The organism is Ruminococcus sp. CAG:379, from assembly GCF_000434255.1.
GTDB lineage: Bacteria > Bacillota > Clostridia > Oscillospirales > Ruminococcaceae > Ruminococcus_F > Ruminococcus_F champanellensis.
The window spans coordinates 270-500 of sequence record NZ_FR894918.1 but is presented as its reverse complement, the minus strand read 5'-3'; the positions used below and the strand labels follow the sequence as shown (position 1 = coordinate 500).

General features: G+C 43.3%; 1 protein-coding gene. It reads left to right on the top strand.

Going from position 1 to position 231, the window contains the following annotated elements:
• On the top strand, positions 1-231 hold a 231-nt coding region (locus QVO51_RS09330), incomplete at both ends, for a hypothetical protein (protein WP_288168076.1).

Genomic DNA, 231 nt, shown 5'->3' with positions numbered 1-231 from the left:
AGATTGATTTTCTCGGATACACTGTTGTAAATCGCCGTCCAGATACCGACAAAGAAATTCTTGATACCCGTCCAGATTGTTGTAAAGAAGTTTTTGATTCCGCCCAGAGCAGAGCTGATAAAATTCTTGATTCCGTTCCAGATGTTGACGAAAAAGTTCTTGATACTCGTCCAGACGTCTACCCAGAATCCCTTTACTTCATCGAGGCTCGTGCCGAACAGATTACACAGC